This window comes from Mycolicibacterium obuense, assembly GCF_055397605.1.
The window spans coordinates 2,427,664-2,442,767 of record NZ_AP043663.1; the positions used below are offsets into that span (position 1 = coordinate 2,427,664).

Below are 15,104 nucleotides of genomic sequence, written 5' to 3' on the forward strand. Positions count from 1 at the left end.
GCTGACTAGTTCGCAATGCTGCGTTCCGCGGCGGCGACCACTGCCTCTGGAGTGAACCCGAATTCGCGGAACAAGGTCTTGTCGTCGGCCGATTCGCCGAAGTGCTCGATCGAGATGATCTCGCCGGTGTCGCCGACGATCTTGTACCAACTCTGTGCGACCGCGGCCTCGATGGCGACGCGCGCCGACACCTGAGGCGGCAACACGCTGTCGCGGTACTCCTTGGGCTGGGACTCGAACCATTCCAGGCACGGCATCGACACCACGTAGGCGTTGATGTTCTTGTCGCGCAACGTCTTCTGCGCCTCAACGGCGATCTGCAGTTCGGAGCCCGTCGCGATCAGCATGACGTCGGCGTCGTCGGCGGGGGAGCCGCCGCCGAGCACGTACCCGCCCTTGGCGACGCCCTCGGAGTCCGTGCCCTCCAGCACGGGGATGCCCTGGCGGCTCAGAATGAAACCGACCGGGCCGCTGCCGTTACCGCGCGCGAGGATGCTGCGCCACGCGTACGCCGTCTCGTTCGGATCACCCGGCCGCACCACCGACAGGTTCGGAATGGCCCGCAACGCAGCCAGATGTTCGATCGGCTGGTGGGTGGGTCCGTCCTCGCCCAGTCCGATCGAATCGTGCGTCCAGATGTAGATGGTGTCGATGTCCATCAGCGAGGCCAACCGCACCGCCGGGCGCATGTAATCCGAGAACTGCAGGAACGTCCCGCCGAATGCCCGAGTCGGGCCGTGCAGCACGATGCCCGACAGGATCGAGCCCATCGCGTGCTCCCGGATGCCGAAGTGCAGCACCCGGCCGTACCAGTCGGCCTCGAAGTCAGACGTCGAGATCGACGGCGGGCCGAACGACTTCACGCCCTTGATCGTCGTGTTGTTGCTGCCCGCCAGATCGGCCGAGCCACCCCACAGTTCGGGCAGCTTCGGCGCGACGTCGTTGAGCACCTGGCCGAACGCGGCGCGGGTCGCGACCGCCTTCGAGCCGGGCTCCCAGTACGTGATGTCCGAGTCCCAGCCCTCGGGCAGTTCCTCGGCGGTCAGGCGGTCCAGCAGCTTCTTGCGCTCGGGCTCACGCTCCGCCCAGGCGTCGAAGCCCGGCTGCCACTTCTCGTGCGCCTCCCGGCCCCGCTCGACCAGCTTGCGGGTGTGCTCGAACACCTCGTCGCTGACCTCGAACGTCTTGTCCGGGTCGAAACCCAGGACCTTCTTGGTGGCGGCCACCTCGTCGTCCCCGAGTGCCGAGCCGTGCACGCCGCCGGTGTTCATCTTGTTCGGCGCCGGATATCCGATGATCGTGCGCAGCGCGATGAACGACGGCTTGTCGGTCACCTTCTTGGCCTCGGCGATGGCCTGCTCGATACCGACGACATTCTCGCCGCCCTCGACCTCCTGCACGTGCCACCCGTAGGCGCGATACCGCGCGGCAACATCCTCGCTCAGCGCGATGTTGGTGTCGTGCTCGATGGAGATCTGGTTCTTGTCGTAGAACACGATCAGATTGCCCAGCTGCTGGGTGCCGGCCAACGACGACGCCTCGCTGGTCACGCCTTCTTCGATGTCGCCGTCGGAGGCGATCACGTAGATGAAGTGGTCGAACGGGCTCTCACCGGCCGGTGCGTCGGGGTCGAACAGGCCGCGCTCGTAGCGCGACGCCATCGCCATGCCGACCGCCGAGGCCAGGCCCTGCCCCAGCGGGCCGGTGGTGATCTCCACACCCTTGGTGTGGCGGAACTCGGGGTGTCCGGGTGTCTTCGACTTGAACGTCCGCAGCGCCTCGATGTCGGAGAGTTCTAGTCCGAATCCACCCAGGTAGAGCTGGATGTACAGCGTCAGGCTGGAGTGCCCGCAGGACAGCACGAACCGGTCGCGGCCCAACCAGTGCACGTCGCTGGGGTCGTGGCGCATCTGGCGCTGGAACAGCGTGTAGGCCAGCGGCGCCAGACTCATCGCCGTCCCGGGGTGACCGTTGCCCACCTTCTGGACGGCATCGGCAGCCAGCACGCGGACGGTGTCCACCGCGCGGGAGTCGAGCTCGGTCCAGTCGTCGGGATGGTTCGGTCGGGTCAGCGAAGAGATCTCTTCGAGCGTGGTCACGAGGCGCACTCCTTGGACTTGGTGGGGCGTGTCGATCCGCACCAACCACCCTAGTGCTCGCCGACGCGAAGACGCAGGGGTGATACCCGCCGTACCGGTAATCACCCGTAACCACCCCGCGAATTTCGGGGACGGCCCCCAGCGGTCTACCATCGCCTGTAGTAGACGTGGCACGAAGGAGTTGGTTGGGTGAGGATCCGCGAAGGCGACCTCGTCGGGGATTCGGCCGACGCCGCGCCACACGGGTTCCGCACCACGCTGCTCGGCTATCTGGGCCTGACCAAGCCGCGCGTCATCGAACTGCTGCTCGTCACCACGATCCCGGCGATGCTGCTGGCGCATCGCGGCAGCGTCGACCCGCTGCTGATCCTCAACACGATGTTCGGTGGCCTGCTGGCCGCCGCCGGCGCCAACACGCTGAACTGCGTCGCCGACGCCGACATCGACAAGGTGATGAAGCGCACCGAGCGGCGCGCGCTCGCCCGCGCGACCGTGCCCCGCAGTCACGCGCTGGTGTTCGGGCTGGCGCTCTCGGTCGGGTCGTTCTTCTGGCTGTGGTGGACCACCAACATGCTGTCCGCGCACCTGGCGGGCGCGACGATCGCGTTCTACGTGCTGGTGTACACGCTGCTGCTCAAGCGGCGGACCTCGCAGAACGTGGTGTGGGGCGGGGCCGCAGGCTGCATGCCGGTGATGATCGGCTGGTCCGCGGTGACCGGCACGATCTCCTGGCCGGCGATCGTGATGTTCCTGATCATCTTCTTCTGGACGCCGCCGCACACCTGGGCGCTGGCGATGCGCTACAAGGAGGACTACAAGGCGGCCGGCGTGCCGATGCTGCCCGTGGTCGCCACCGAGGTACAGGTCACCAAGCAGATTCTCGTCTACACCTGGCTGACCGTGATCGCCACGCTCGCCCTGGCGCTCGCCACCGGATGGCTGTACGCATCGGTCGCCATCCTCGCCGGCACCTGGTTCCTGGTCATGGCCCATCAGCTCTACGCCGGCGTGCGACGCGGTGAGCCGGTCAAGCCGCTGCGGCTGTTCCTGCAGTCGAACAACTACCTCGCGGTGGTGTTCTGCGCGCTGGCCGTCGACTCGGCGCTGAACCTGCCGACGCTGCTGCACCTCTGAGTCAGCCGGGCAGCAGCACCACCGAGCCCACGGTCTTACGGCCCTGCAGGTCGCGATGAGCCTGCTCGGCGTCCTGTAATGCATAGCGATTGCTCACGGTCACGCTCAGTGTGCCGTCGGCGATGGCGGTCAGCAGTTCGCCCGCGCGCCACGAGAACTCATCGGCCGTGCGGGTGTGGTGCGCGAGGTTGGGCCGCGTCAGGAAGACCGAGCCCGCGGCGTTGAGGCGCTGCGGATCGAACGGCGGCACCGGCCCGCTCGCCGCACCGAACAGTGCCAGGGTGCCGCGCACCGCGAGGCTGGCCAGGCTGGCCTCGAACGTCGAGGCGCCCACCCCGTCGTACACCGCCTCCACGCCGTTCCCGTCGGTGAGCTCGCGGATGCGCGCCCCGAAGGCGGCGGCGCCCCCGTCCTCCTGACTGGGGTAGTCCAGCACCTCGACCGCGCCGGCCTGCCGGGACAGCTCCGCCTTGTCCGGCGTGGACACGGTGGTGATCACCGACGTCGCCATGCTGGTGGCCCACTGCGTCAGGATCAGCCCGACGCCGCCCGCGCCGGCGTGCACCAGGACGGTGTCGCCCTGCTGGATCGGGTAGGTGGACTTGATCAGGTAGTGCGCCGTCATGCCCTTCAGTAGCGCGGATGCGGCCACGTCAGGTGCGACGCCCTCGGGCACGTAGGCGACGAAGTCGGCGGGGGCCAGGCAGTACTCGGCGTAGGCGCCGAGGGCCTGCGCGGTCACCACCCGGTCGCCGACGTTGAGCGCGGCGACGTCGTCGCCGACGGCCTCGATCGTGCCGCACACCTCGGTGCCGACGATGAACGGAAGCTCCCGCGGATACAGCCCGGAGCGGAAGTACGTGTCGATGAAGTTCACGCCGATCGCCTCGGCCTTGATCAGCACCTGATCGGGTCCCGGTGCAGGCTGGGGCTTCTCCACGTAGGACAGAACTTCCGGCCCGCCGGTCTCGGCGACTTCGATCGCGTACATAGGTGACATCATGCCCGTCATGAAGCTCGCCCGCCCCGAGGTGTTCCATCCGCGCATCGTGCTGGCGGGATGTCCTGCGCTACCGGAGGGCGACGGTGACGACGCCGGTCTGGTCGGCGCGCTGCGGACCCGCGGGTTGCACGCCCGGTGGTTGTCCTGGGACGACCCCGCGACGCTGGAGGCCGACGTCGTGATCCTGCGCGCGGCGTGGGATTACACCGAGCGGCTCACCGAGTTCCTGGCGTGGACGCGACGGGTGCCCCGGCTGCTCAACAGTCCCGACGTCGTCGCGTGGAACACCGACAAGCGCTATCTGGCGGACCTGGCCGCTGCGGGCGTGCCGACGGTGCGCAGTGCCTTCTTCGCGCCGGGGGAGACGGTGGCGATCCCAGCGGCAGAGGTCGCGGGGGAAGTTGTGGTCAAGCCGGCGGTCGGCGCCGGATCGGTGGGCGCGATGCGGTTCCGCGACCCGGACGCGGCGTACGCGCATGCTGTGGCCCTGCAGGCCGACGGACGGACGGCGCTGGTGCAGCCCTACGACGCGCGAGTCGCAGACGGGGAGACCGCGCTGGTGTTCCTACGCGGTGAGCCGTCCCACGCCTTCATCAAGGGGCCGATGCTGCCCGAGCCCGGGCGGGGGCCGACGCTCGACCCGTCCGGCACCTACGCCGAGGAGCGCCTGCAGCTCGCGGACCCCGACGACGAGTTGTGGGAGGTCGGCCACGCGGCGCTGGCCGCCGCAGCGGCTCATCTGGGCATCCGGGTCACCGACCTGCTGTACGCGCGCGTCGACGTGCTGGGCGGGCCCGACGCGCCTGCCCTGCTGGAGCTCGAGTTGGTCGAGCCGTCACTGGGATGGCGTCAGCTCGACGAGCCGGCCCGGGACCGGCAGCAGCGCAGATTCGCCCTGGCGGTCGAGTCAGCTCTGGACGAGCTCGGCCTGGGTCCCCTCGCGAAGGGCCCGTTCTCGCAGCGCCGCCCATAGCGCGGCCGTCGCCGCGGTGCACGCGGCTGCGCCGGCGACGTGGAACGCCACCAGGACCTCGGGAACCCCGGTGGCGAACTGCACGGCACCGAGCAGCCCCTGCGCGGCGACAAGTGCGACCAGCACCGCGAGACGACGCATCACGGGCCGGGTGGCGCGGGCGGCCACCAGGCCGAAACCCAGCCCCACCACCAGCGAGAGGTAGGCCACCAGCAGCGACGAGTGCAGATGGACCAGTGTGGTGATCTCGACCTGCAGCCGTGGCACCGGCCGGTCGATGCTCTTGTCGCCGGCGTGTGGCCCGGCGCCGGTCACCATCGTTCCGGTGATCAGCACCGCGGACAGCGTCATCCCGCACAGGCCGGTCAGCAGGCGCAGGGGCTTGGGCGCGCGCCGCACCAGCACGCCCGTGTCGGGCTGGCCGATCTTGACATACAGCAGCACGGCGAGCCACACCATCAGCATCGAGGCGAGCAGGTGTACGGCCACCGTCCACCACAGCAACCCGGTGAGCACGGTGATGCCGCCGATCACGGCCTGCAGCACCGTCGACGCCGGCATCAGCCACGCGTAGATCAGCACCTCGCGCCTGCGTCGCGCACGGACGACGACGATGACGGCCGCCGCTGCGGTCAGAACGACGAGGAACGTGATCAACCGGTTGCCGAACTCGACCGCCTGATGGATGACGGGCACCTCGGCATGCGGCACGGGGGTGAAGCTGCCGGGGAAGCACTGCGGCCAGGTCGGGCACCCCAGCCCGGAGGCGGTGACGCGGACGATCGCGCCGGTCACGGCGATGCCGCCCTGGGTGAGGATCACAGCCGCGGCGACGATGCGCTGAACACGCAGGCTCGGTTCGGGAAGGAGATCGACGAGCTGCACGAAGAGTCGTGGCACGAGTCGTCGGCTGGGCACGGTGTCGATGGTAGAGCCCGGCTAACTACGAGCCGTAGTAGGGGCGGTGAGCGGCACCAGCACGTCGTCGACGAGCGTGATCACGAGCTCGTCGTCGATGGGATCGCCGGTGATCAGCAGGTGGTGCCACAGCACGCTCTGACCGAGTTCGCGGATGACGCCGACGGGGATGTCGGCGCGCACGTCACCGCGCGCGATACCGCGCTGCAGCAGGGCGGTCACGTCGGCTTTACGGCTCCCGACGACGTCGGCGTAGAACGTCTCGGCCAGCTCGGGGTCGGCCGCCACCGCCATCACGATCGACCGCATCAACGGACCCTGCGAGCCGGCGAACAACTCGGCCCAGCCGCGCAGCACAGCCAGCATGTCGGTGCGGAAGCTACCCGTGTCCAGGGTGGGGATCGACGCGGCCGCGACCTCGATGAGGGTGTCGCGCAGCAGCGCGCGCCGATCACTCCATCGCCGGTAGAGCACCGGCTTGCTGGTGTGGGCGGCCGCGGCGACCGCCTCCATCGTGACGCCGTCAGGTCCGTGGGCGGCCAGTAACTCCATGACGGCCGATTTGATCGCTGTGTCCAGCTCAGCGCCGCGCCGACGTGTGGTGGGCATGATCACACTCGATTCCTTTGAGAAACGCTTGCGTATCTTAATCGCCGATCGTACCGTTCTGATTAAGAAACGTAAACGTATCTTGTGAGGACGGACATGTACCACCCGACACTTCCCGTGCTGTATCCACTACGGCCGATCGACACCGCATCGGTGCAGTTCACCGACTGCGCCCACGGCCGCCGCCGGGTCACGATCGACCACCGGCCCCTCGCCGGGGTGACGCCGGTCATGCTGCTCGACTGGTTCACCCACCTCGACGGCACCATGCGCTACGGCGGGCAGGTGGTGGACCGCTATCTGGCCTGGCACCCGACGGACCACATCCGTTGGGAGCTGTGGCGCGCAGCGCCCGGGGGTGGCGCCGGGGAAGGCGCCCGGTTCCACATCGTCGAGGCGTTCGGCGGGAATCCGAGGTTCCGCGTCGACGTCGTCGACCGGGTCGAGAAACTCGACGTCACCGGCATCCGGCTGGTGCAGCGGCTCGTCGGCGTGCCGATCTTCGCGCTCGAGCACACGTGGTCGGCGGGCGTCGAGGGCACGCACTACGTCTCCGTGATGGACATCGGTGCGCGCAGCGCGGCGATGGCGCCGGTCAACGCGCTGCTACGCCGACGGTTCCGGCCGGCGATGGTCGAGGCCTGGGTGCGGCACAACATCGAGGAGGTCGGGCAGCTGGAGTACCTGCTGCCGCAACTGGCGAACTCAGGTGAAGCGGAACCAGCGCAGCGCGCATAAGCCTGCGGCGGCACCCCAGATCGCCAACACCGCAAGGCCGAACCAGTCGACCGAGAGCGTCATCGCACGCGTCAGCGCCTCGGTCAGCGCGCCCGACGGCGTCAGCCTGGCGATCCACGCCACCGCGCGCGGCACGATGCCACCGTCGGTGCCGCCCTCGACCGTCAGCGCGCCCACCCCGGCGAACACGAACCACATCAGGTTCGCCACCGCGAGCACGATCTCGGCCCGCAGGGTCCCGCCGAGCAGAAGGCCCAGGGCGGCGAACACCGCGGTGCCTAGGGCGATGATGACCGCGCCCAGCGCGAGACCGGCCGGGGCGGGCCGCCAGCCCAGGCCGATGCCGATCGCGCCCAGCAGGATCGACTGCAGGAAGACCACCGTCACCACCGCCAGCGATTTGCCGGCGATGATGCCCCACACCGGCAGCGCCGTGGCGCCGAGGCGCTTGAGCGCACCGTAGCGCCGGTCGAAGGCGACCGCGATGGCCTGGCCGGTGAAGGCGGTCGAGATGACCGCCAGCGCCATGATCGCCGGGGTGAACGTCGCCGCGCGGTCCGGGCCGAACGAGCCCAGCGGCAGCAGGGTGAGCCCGATCAGCAGCGTGATCGGGATGAACATGGTGAGCAGCAGCTGCTCGCCGTTGCGGAGCAGTAGCCGCAGCTCCAGCCCGTACTGCGCGGCCAGCATCCGCGGCACCGGCGCGGGCCGCGGATCGGGGGAGAAGGTGCCCTCGGCGAAGCGGTTCGGTGTGTTCCCGGGTGTGTTCACTGCCGCAACTCCCGCCCCGTCACGTCGAGGAACACGTCCTCGAGACTGCGCTGCTCCACACGCATGTCGGTGGCGAGCACATCGAGGCGCGCGCACCACGCGGTGACGGTCGCCAGCACCTGCGGATCGATACGGCCTTCGATGAGGTACTCCCCGGGCGACGTCTCGGTCGCGCGGTAGCTCTCGGGCAGCGCCGCGATCAGCAGGGAGAGATCCAGCATGCGCGGTGCCCGGAACCGCAGCTGGTTCTCGGCGCCGCTGCGCATCAGCTCGGCCGGTGTACCGCCGGCCACGGCCTGACCCCGGTCGATGATCAGGATGTGATCGGCCAGTTCCTCTGCCTCGGTGAGTTGGTGGGTGGTCAGCACCACCGTCACGCCGTCGCGACGCAGGGCGTCGATCAGTTCCCACACCACCAGACGCGCATGCGCATCCATGCCCGCCGTCGGCTCGTCGAGGAACACCAGCTCGGGACGGCCGACCACCGCGCACGCCAGCGCGAGGCGCTGCTGCTGCCCGCCGGACAGTCGGCGGTAGGTGGTGCGCGCCGAATCGGTCAGCCCCAGGGTGTCCAGTAGCCATGCCGGGTCCAGCGGGTTGGCGGCATAGGAGGCGACGAGCCGGAGCATTTCGCCGGCACGCGCGGCGGGATAGGCACCGCCGCCCTGCAGCATCACCCCGGTCCGCGCCCGGACCTCGGCGTTGTCGGCCACCGGGTCGAGGCCGAGGATCTCGATGCTGCCGGCGTCGGGACGGACGAAGCCCTCGCACATCTCGACCGTCGTGGTCTTACCTGCGCCGTTGGGGCCGAGCAGCGCGAAGATCTCGGCGGCGCCCACTTCCAGGTCCAGCTCGGACACTGCCACCGTGGCGCCGTACCGCTTGGTCACGCCGCGTAACCGCACTGGCGCGGCGCCGGAACGGGAGGTCACGGAGATTCAGCGTAGGCGTCGGTTGCGGGGAGGGATTTGTCGGCCGCTCCTACCGGTTCGTCGAGGCGCCCCGTCGCGGCCTCCGGCACTGCCCGCCACGGCAGCCACCGGTAGGTCAACGCGATCAGCGCGAGCACGATCACGGTGCTGGCCAGTGTCGCCAGCACGATCTGGAACAGTGCGAAGCGATCGCCGTTGGCGGTGGGTCCGAAGATGCCCACGATCAGCGTGACGGCGATGACCGCGGCCCGAAAGCCCGGCCGGGTGGCCCAGGCGGCCAGCGGGATGATCGCCCACAGCAGGTACCACGGCTGTACCACCGGGAACAGCAGCACGGTGATGCCGAGTGCGACGCCGAGCCCGCCGACGGGGTGCAGCCGGTTGCGCAGCACGGCGAACAGCAGCCAGGTGACGAACATCGCGATCAGGGTCACGCCGATCGCGCGGGTCAGCGCGAGGACGGCGGTGGTGTGATCGCCGAGGCCGAGCAGGATGCCGACCTGTCCGGTGCCCAGCGCCAGCAGCGTCGGCGGCGACATCCAGCTGCGCACCACGTTGGCGGTACCGAGGGTGAACAGCCAGCCGAAGCCCAGACCGCTGGCCCAGCCGATCAACGCCATCACCGCCAGCGACACGACACCGAGCGCGGTGCCGGCCGTCAGGAACGCTGTGACCGTGCCACCCCACCGCGCGGCCAACGCCATCGCGACGAAGCCGAGTGCCAGCAGGCCGGGCAGCTTCACCTGCGAGGACATCGTGATCAATACTGTCCCGGCCAACAGCATGCCGGGGGCGTACCAGCGGTGCCGTTCGGCCGCGCCCACCGCCGCGCCTCTCGGAAAAGCGGAGATGCCGCGCAACGCGAATTCGGTGCCCGCCAGCATCAGGCCGAGCATCAGCGCCTCGTTGTGGATGCCGGCGATCAGGTGCATGAACAGCAGCGGGTTCGTCGCGCCCAGCCACAAGGCGCTGACCTCGGCCACTCCGCAGCGGCGGGCCAACCGCGGGGTCGCCCAGACGATCAGGCCGACGCCCAGCAGCACCATCGCACGGTGGAACAGCACCGCTTCGACGATGTTCTCGCCGGTGATCCGGGAGATGCCGCGGCCGATCCACAGGAACAGCGGACCGTACGGGGCGGGCGTCTCACGCCAGAGGCTCGGCACCGACAGCGTGAACACGTGATCGAGGCCCAGGCCGGGAGCCGGCCCCACCCGATAGGGGTCGCTGCCCTGCAGGGAGATCTCGCTCTGCGCGAGGTAGGAGTAGACGTCCTTGCTGTACATCGGCGGCGCGATCAGCAGCGGCAGCGCCCACAGGAGCAGCGTGCGGTCCACTTGGCTGCGCGTCATGCGCCGCTTGCCCAGCGCGAACCGCCCGAGCATGAGCCAGGCCAGCGTCATCATCACCGCGCCGGTGGTGGTCATGGTCAGCGAGACCGTCTGGATGCGCGACGGCAGGTTGAGCAGGCGCACGCCGAACGTGGGGTCCTGCACGACGGGTCGCGCGCCGGCGCCCAGTGCGCCGATCGCCATCAGCACGGTGCCGGTCGCGCCGAACAGCCGTGTGCGGTGCAGCGCGACGAGTTCGGCGGGGTCAAGGGGACTGCCGACGGTGCGCTCATCGCCGTGGAGACCGGCGATCGAGGTGCTGAGCGAGTGTCGGCGGGCTGCCACCCAGGCAGCGTAGCGGGCGGCTATTCCCGGATCGGTCGACCAGACCGTGTGAGAAGAATGACGAATCCGATAAGGGTGGCCTTGGTGGACCCGCCCCGGCAATTGCGTCACACTGGTGTTGTGAAAATCCGTCCGGAGGGCACCGTCGTGCCGACTGAGAAGGCGGCGGCCGTGCCGTCGTCATCGGTCGCCGACGGCGACACCAGGACGGCGATCGTGCGCCTGCTGCTGGAGTCGGGTACGACGACGGCGAGCAGCATCGGCGAGCGGTTGGGCCTGTCGGCGGCCGGGGTGCGCCGTCACTTGGACGCACTGATCGAGGCGGGCGACGCGCAGGCCAAGTCTGCCGCCGCCTGGCAGCAGGAGGGCCGCGGCCGGCCGGCCAAGCGCTATCAGTTGACCGCAGCCGGGCGCGCCAAGTTGGAGCACACCTACGACGATCTGGCGTCGGCGGCCATGCGGGCGTTGCGCGAGATCGGCGGGGACGACGCTGTGCACACGTTCGCCCGCCGGCGCATCGACACCATCCTGGCCGGCGTCGCACCCGCGACGACCGATGACGCCGATGACGTCGAGGCCGCGGCGGAACGCGTCGCCGACGCCCTGAGTCGGGCCGGCTACGCCACCACGACCACGCAGGTGCGCGGTCCGCTGGGCGGGGTGCAGATCTGTCAGCACCACTGTCCGGTGTCCCACGTCGCCGAGGAATTCCCCGAACTCTGCGAGGCCGAACAAGAAGCGATGGCCGAGGTGCTGGGCACGCACGTCCAGCGTCTCGCCACCATCGTCAACGGGGATTGTGCCTGCACCACCCACGTTCCGGCGCACAGCCCGCGCCGGGACCCGTCAGCAAGCAAAAGGAGTGTGTCGCAATGACACTCACACCGGAGGTCAAGCCAGAAGCGCTGACCCAGGAGGAGACCATCGCCTCGCTGGGCAAGTACGGCTACGGCTGGTCCGACTCCGACGTCGCGGGCGCCAGCGCCCAGCGCGGGCTCTCGGAGGCGGTGGTGCGCGACATCTCTGCGAAGAAGAGTGAGCCGGAGTGGATGCTCGACGTCCGCCTCAAGGCGTTGCGCACCTTTGACAAGAAGCCGATGCCGAACTGGGGGTCCAACCTCGAGGGCATCGACTTCGACAACATCAAGTACTTCGTGCGCTCCAGCGAGAAGCAGGCCGCCACGTGGGACGACCTGCCGGCCGACATCAAGAACACCTACGACAAGCTCGGCATCCCCGAGGCCGAGAAGCAGCGCCTGGTCTCCGGTGTGGCCGCGCAGTACGAGTCCGAGGTCGTCTACCACTCGATCCGCGAGGATCTCGAGGCCCAGGGCGTCATCTTCCTCGACACCGATTCCGGTCTGCGTGAGCATCCCGAGCTGTTCCGGGAGTACTTCGGCACCGTGATCCCGGCCGGGGACAACAAGTTCTCCGCGCTCAACACCGCGGTGTGGTCCGGCGGGTCGTTCATCTACGTCCCCAAGGGCGTGCACGTCGACATCCCGCTGCAGGCCTACTTCCGCATCAACACCGAGAACATGGGTCAGTTCGAGCGCACGTTGATCATCGTCGACGAGGACGCCTACGTGCACTACGTCGAAGGCTGCACGGCGCCGATCTACAAGAGCGATTCGCTGCACAGCGCGGTCGTCGAGATCATCGTCAAGCCCGGCGGTCGCTGCCGGTACACGACGATCCAGAACTGGTCGAACAACGTCTTCAACCTGGTGACCAAGCGGGCGCGCGCCGAGGCCGGCGCCACGATGGAGTGGGTCGACGGCAACATCGGCTCCAAGGTCACGATGAAGTACCCCGCGGTGTGGATGACCGGTGAGCACGCGAAGGGCGAGGTGCTCTCGGTCGCGTTCGCCGGTGAGGGCCAGCATCAGGACACCGGCGCGAAGATGCTGCACCTGGCGCCCAACACGTCGTCCAACATCGTGTCGAAGTCCGTCGCCCGCGGCGGCGGCCGCGCGTCCTACCGCGGCCTGGTGCAGGTCAACAAGGGTGCCCACGGATCGCGTTCGAGCGTGAAATGCGATGCGCTGCTGGTGGATACGATCAGTCGCTCTGACACCTACCCGTACGTCGACATCCGCGAGGACGACGTCACGATGGGCCACGAGGCGACGGTCTCGAAGGTCAGCGAAGACCAGATGTTCTACCTGATGAGCCGCGGTCTGACCGAGGACGAGGCGATGGCGATGGTGGTGCGCGGCTTCGTCGAGCCGATCGCCAAGGAGCTCCCGATGGAGTACGCGCTGGAGCTCAACCGGCTGATCGAGCTGCAGATGGAAGGCGCGGTCGGCTAGTGGCGAACACCAATCTGACGGCGGCCCTCGAGGGCGCCACCAAGGGCGAGCTGTTCACCTCCTTCGACGTCGACGCATTCGAGGTGCCCGGCGGTCGCGACGAGATCTGGCGTTTCACCCCGCTGAAGCGGTTGCGCGGCCTGCACGACGGGTCGGCCGCCGCCACGGCAGAGGCCACCGTCGAGGTGACCGGTTCCGATGACGTGCGCGTCGAGCGGATCCCCCGCACCGACGATCGGCTCGGACAAGCCGGCGTGCCTGCCGACCGGGTTGCAGCGCAAGCGTATTCGTCGTTCGAGACGGCGACGCTGATCGAGGTGCCCGCCCAGGCCGTGGTCGCCGATCCGATCGAGGTGGTCATCACCGGACCCGGCGAGGGTGCGACCGCCTACGGCCACCTCCAGATCCGCCTTGGCGAACTGGCCGAAGCGGTCGTGGTGCTCGACCACCGCGGCAGCGGAACCTACGCCGACAACATCGAATTCGTCGTCGGAAACGGCGCGACACTGCGGGTGGTCTCCATCGCGGATTGGGCCGACGACGCAGTGCACGTGAGCACGCATCACGCGACACTGGGCCGCGACGCCGTGCTTCGGCACGCGGCGGTCACCCTGGGTGGCGACGTGGTGCGGTTGACGGGCCGCGTGCGCTACACCGCGCCCGGCGGCGACGCCGAATTGCTCGGCCTGTACTTCGCCGACGACGGCCAGCACTTCGAGTCCCGGCTGCTCGTCGACCATGCGCAGCCCAACTGCCGCTCCAACGTGACGTACAAGGGTGCGCTGCAGGGTGATCCGGAGTCGAAGCGACCCGACACCCACACGGTGTGGGTGGGCGACGTGCTGATCCGCGCCGAAGCCACCGGCACCGACACCTTTGAGCTGAACCGCAATCTGGTGCTCACTGACGGCGCACGCGCCGACTCGGTGCCCAACCTCGAGATCGAGACCGGCGAGATCGTCGGCGCCGGCCACGCCAGCGCCACTGGCCGTTTCGACGACGAGCAACTGTTCTACCTGCGTGCCCGCGGCATTCCCGAAGAGCAGGCCCGCCGCCTGGTGGTCCGCGGCTTCTTCCACGAGATCATCGCCAAGATCTCCGTCCCGGCCGTGCGGGACCGCCTGACCGATGCCATCGAACGCGAACTCGCGATTACCGAGAAGAGTTGACCATGACCACACTGGACATCAAAGATCTGCACGTCTCGGTGAACACCCCCGAGGGCGAAGAGATCCCGATCCTCAAGGGTGTCGACCTGACCGTGAAGTCGGGGGAGACGCATGCGGTGATGGGCCCCAACGGGTCCGGTAAGTCGACGCTGTCGTACGCGATCGCCGGGCACCCGAAGTACGCCGTGACCGGCGGCTCGATCACCCTCGACGGCGAGGACGTGCTCGAGATGAGCGTCGACGAGCGCGCTCGCGCCGGCCTGTTCCTGGCCATGCAGTACCCGGTCGAGGTGCCGGGGGTGTCGATGTCGAACTTCCTGCGCACCGCCGCGACCGCGGTGCGGGGTGAGGCGCCGAAGCTGCGGCACTGGGTCAAAGAGGTCAAGGGCGCGATGACCGATCTCGACATCGATCCGTCCTTCGGCGAACGCAGCGTCAACGAGGGCTTCTCCGGCGGCGAGAAGAAGCGCCACGAGATCCTGCAGCTCGGGCTGCTCAAGCCCAAGATCGCGATCCTCGACGAGACCGATTCGGGCCTCGACGTCGACGCGCTGCGCGTAGTCAGCGAGGGCGTCAACCGCTACGCCGAGGCCGAGAACGGCGGCGTGCTGCTGATCACGCACTACACCCGCATCCTGCGCTACATCCAGCCGCAGTTCGTCCACGTGTTCGTCGGCGGCCGAATCGTCGAATCGGGCGGGCCCGAGCTCGCCGACGAACTGGAAGCGAACGGCTACGAGCGCTTCACGCAGGCCGCCGCGGGGGCGTGA

Annotated in this window: 14 protein-coding genes; 7 read left to right on the forward strand and 7 right to left on the reverse strand. The window is 68.9% G+C overall.

The genetic code is table 11. The annotated features are described in order from the left end of the window. Positions 1 to 5: 5 nt before the first annotated feature. On the reverse strand, positions 6 to 2,099 hold the full coding sequence (tkt, locus tag ACZ50N_RS11650) for a transketolase (protein ID WP_464475420.1): 2,094 nt from the start codon (positions 2,097 to 2,099) through the stop codon (positions 6 to 8). A 189-nt stretch (positions 2,100 to 2,288) separates the two neighbouring features. On the opposite strand from tkt, the gene ACZ50N_RS11655 reads away from it, so the two are divergent. Then, complete coding sequence (locus ACZ50N_RS11655; RefSeq protein WP_046361939.1) at positions 2,289 to 3,233, forward strand: heme o synthase; 945 nt, start codon at positions 2,289 to 2,291, stop codon at positions 3,231 to 3,233. 1 nt (position 3,234) lies between these two features. Here the strand turns inward: ACZ50N_RS11655 and ACZ50N_RS11660 are convergent, their stop codons facing one another. Continuing rightward, the gene (locus ACZ50N_RS11660) at positions 3,235 to 4,224 is read right to left on the reverse strand and encodes a quinone oxidoreductase family protein (protein WP_172835573.1); all 990 of its coding nucleotides are present in this window, start codon (positions 4,222 to 4,224) and stop codon (positions 3,235 to 3,237) included. A gap of 19 nt (positions 4,225 to 4,243) precedes the next feature. Here ACZ50N_RS11660 and ACZ50N_RS11665 point away from each other — a divergent pair, with 19 nt between their 5' ends. Then, positions 4,244 to 5,209, forward strand: a complete 966-nt coding sequence (locus ACZ50N_RS11665; protein ID WP_464475624.1) for an ATP-grasp domain-containing protein — start codon at positions 4,244 to 4,246, stop codon at positions 5,207 to 5,209. Here the strand turns inward: ACZ50N_RS11665 and ACZ50N_RS11670 are convergent. Then, the gene (locus ACZ50N_RS11670; RefSeq protein ID WP_236728414.1) at positions 5,144 to 6,127 is read right to left on the reverse strand and encodes a COX15/CtaA family protein; all 984 of its coding nucleotides are present in this window, start codon (positions 6,125 to 6,127) and stop codon (positions 5,144 to 5,146) included. The genes ACZ50N_RS11665 and ACZ50N_RS11670 overlap by 66 nt on opposite strands. Before the next feature lie 21 nt (positions 6,128 to 6,148). Next, the gene (locus tag ACZ50N_RS11675) at positions 6,149 to 6,736 is read right to left on the reverse strand and encodes a TetR/AcrR family transcriptional regulator (protein ID WP_048422198.1); all 588 of its coding nucleotides are present in this window, start codon (positions 6,734 to 6,736) and stop codon (positions 6,149 to 6,151) included. A 96-nt stretch (positions 6,737 to 6,832) separates the two neighbouring features. Between ACZ50N_RS11675 and ACZ50N_RS11680 the strand changes: the two genes are divergently transcribed. Next, complete coding sequence (locus tag ACZ50N_RS11680; protein WP_464475421.1) at positions 6,833 to 7,474, forward strand: hypothetical protein; 642 nt, start codon at positions 6,833 to 6,835, stop codon at positions 7,472 to 7,474. On the opposite strand, the gene ACZ50N_RS11685 is transcribed toward ACZ50N_RS11680, so the two are convergent. The 3 genes from ACZ50N_RS11685 to mptB are packed head-to-tail and all read right to left on the reverse strand — an operon-like array spanning position 7,442 to position 10,853. Beyond that, entirely contained in the window at positions 7,442 to 8,245 is an 804-nt protein-coding gene (locus ACZ50N_RS11685; protein ID WP_046361943.1) for an ABC transporter permease, read from the reverse strand. The two genes, ACZ50N_RS11680 and ACZ50N_RS11685, sit on opposite strands and share 33 nt — an antisense overlap. Further along, positions 8,242 to 9,177 (reverse strand): ABC transporter ATP-binding protein, encoded by a 936-nt coding sequence (locus tag ACZ50N_RS11690; protein ID WP_464468195.1) that lies wholly within the window; start codon positions 9,175 to 9,177, stop codon positions 8,242 to 8,244. Before ACZ50N_RS11690 ends, ACZ50N_RS11685 begins: the two co-directional genes overlap by 4 nt. After that, positions 9,174 to 10,853: a polyprenol phosphomannose-dependent alpha 1,6 mannosyltransferase MptB gene (gene mptB / locus ACZ50N_RS11695; RefSeq protein ID WP_464475422.1), complete on the reverse strand. Its 1,680-nt coding sequence runs from the start codon at positions 10,851 to 10,853 to the stop codon at positions 9,174 to 9,176. Before mptB ends, ACZ50N_RS11690 begins: the two co-directional genes overlap by 4 nt. Before the next feature lie 48 nt (positions 10,854 to 10,901). Here mptB and ACZ50N_RS11700 point away from each other — a divergent pair, with 48 nt between their 5' ends. From ACZ50N_RS11700 to sufC, 4 genes are read left to right on the forward strand one after another with little or no spacing between them, the layout of a single operon-like run. Further along, on the forward strand, positions 10,902 to 11,729 hold the full coding sequence (locus ACZ50N_RS11700; RefSeq protein ID WP_169787351.1) for a helix-turn-helix transcriptional regulator: 828 nt from the start codon (positions 10,902 to 10,904) through the stop codon (positions 11,727 to 11,729). Beyond that, entirely contained in the window at positions 11,726 to 13,165 is a 1,440-nt protein-coding gene (gene sufB / locus ACZ50N_RS11705) for a Fe-S cluster assembly protein SufB (RefSeq protein ID WP_046361947.1), read from the forward strand. The genes ACZ50N_RS11700 and sufB overlap by 4 nt, the downstream gene beginning before the upstream one ends. Then, positions 13,165 to 14,334: a Fe-S cluster assembly protein SufD gene (sufD, locus tag ACZ50N_RS11710; RefSeq protein ID WP_277242687.1), complete on the forward strand. Its 1,170-nt coding sequence runs from the start codon at positions 13,165 to 13,167 to the stop codon at positions 14,332 to 14,334. Before sufB ends, sufD begins: the two co-directional genes overlap by 1 nt. 2 nt (positions 14,335 to 14,336) lie before the next feature. Continuing rightward, positions 14,337 to 15,104 carry a Fe-S cluster assembly ATPase SufC gene (sufC, locus tag ACZ50N_RS11715; protein WP_464475423.1) on the forward strand — a complete coding sequence of 256 codons (768 nt, stop codon included), beginning with the start codon at positions 14,337 to 14,339 and terminating at the stop codon, positions 15,102 to 15,104.

Bases quoted from the DNA above. Each gene is read 5' to 3' on its own strand.
- ACZ50N_RS11660 (WP_172835573.1), bottom strand. From the start codon at position 4,224: ATGTACGCGATCGAAGTCGCCGAGACCGGCGGGCCGGAAGTTCTGTCC.
- ACZ50N_RS11665 (WP_464475624.1), top strand. From the start codon at position 4,244: ATGAAGCTCGCCCGCCCCGAGGTGTTCCATCCGCGCATCGTGCTGGCG.
- ACZ50N_RS11675 (WP_048422198.1), bottom strand. From the start codon at position 6,736: ATGCCCACCACACGTCGGCGCGGCGCTGAGCTGGACACAGCGATCAAA.
- ACZ50N_RS11680 (WP_464475421.1), top strand. From the start codon at position 6,833: ATGTACCACCCGACACTTCCCGTGCTGTATCCACTACGGCCGATCGAC.
- sufB (WP_046361947.1), top strand. From the start codon at position 11,726: ATGACACTCACACCGGAGGTCAAGCCAGAAGCGCTGACCCAGGAGGAG.
- sufC (WP_464475423.1), top strand. From the start codon at position 14,337: ATGACCACACTGGACATCAAAGATCTGCACGTCTCGGTGAACACCCCC.